Source organism: Roseovarius sp. MBR-79, from assembly GCF_053628555.1.
In genome coordinates, this window is record NZ_JBRJGP010000077.1 from 1 (window position 1) to 1,165 (window position 1,165).

The window sequence follows — 1,165 nt, forward strand, 5'->3', positions numbered from 1 at the left end:
GCCCTCCATTCAAGGTAGGACAATCGAATCATGCAACGCAAAACCCGTCAAGCGCTCCGCGAAAACCAAACCTGAAGATGTGTGCATCCCCTAGCTGAAACCAAGGGGGCTTTTTGCGTTCTGGGCCACCAGTCTGGTTTTGTTCACCCCGCACAACACGACAGCTTTGCCACGTCCCGATCGAAAGTCTGCGCCGCCAGTTTCAATCCTTCGACGGTAGTCAGGTAAGGGAAGATTGTTTCGCCAAGCGCCTTGGTCGTCATGCCGAACCTCAGCGCCAATGCCAGCGTCTGGACGCTGTCGGATCCTTCGGGCGCCGCGATCACGCCGCCCAGAAGCCTGTCGGTCTTGGCATCCGCCACCAGCTTGATCAGCCCACGCGTGTCGCGGGCTGCGAGCGCCCGGGGCACGTTGTCGAGTGACAGAACGCTTGTTTTCACCTCATGCCCGGCGGCAAGCGCCTGTTCCTCGGTCAGCCCGACCCCCGCCACCTGCGGGTCGGTGAACACCACCCAGGGCATTGGAGTATTGTCATAGTGTTCCGCGCCGCCCATGGCGTTCCTGGCTGCCAGCTTTGCGCCATAGGCGGCCATGTAGACGAACTGGTCGCGGTTGGTGACATCGCCTGCGGCGTAGATGCCGGGGCGGATGGTCTGCATATCGTCACCCACTTTGATTGCGCCGCGTCTGTCGGTCACTATCCCCATGTCTGCCAGTCCGAGACCTTCGGTATTGGGGCTGCGCCCGGCGGTCACCACCAGATGATCGGCGCGCAGCTCCAGCCGCTTTCCGCCCTCATCGAGGCACAGCACGGCACGGTCGCCGTCGCGTTGGCAGGCATCATAGGTCAAGCCACAGTGCATGGTGATGCCCTCGTCCCGGAACACCTGCGTCAGCGCCGCCGACACTTCGGGTTCGGCCTGCGGCAAAAGCCGTGAGCGGCAGACCACGGTCACGCGCACTCCCATCCGCGCCATCATCTGCGCCAGCTCCGCACCGATATAGCCGCCGCCGAGAAAGACCAGGCTTTCCGGCAGGGTTTCCAGCGCAAGAAGGGACGTGCTGTCCAGCGGTAATCCCCCCCTTTTTAACGGGGTTCGTCCGTAGAGTTCACGCGGCCATTTTCAGTTTCATAGCGGGGGTGATGCCGCCGATGCCCATGTTG

The 1,165-nt window shown here is 62.3% G+C and carries 1 pseudogene; it reads right to left on the reverse strand.

Features of this window, described 5'->3' with window-relative positions:
• Positions 1-143 precede the first annotated feature (143 nt).
• Positions 144-1,070 (reverse strand): annotated as a pseudogene (locus tag ACSSV8_RS20210) (dihydrolipoyl dehydrogenase family protein); the annotation flags it as partial.
• Between the last annotated feature and the right edge of the window lie 95 nt (positions 1,071-1,165).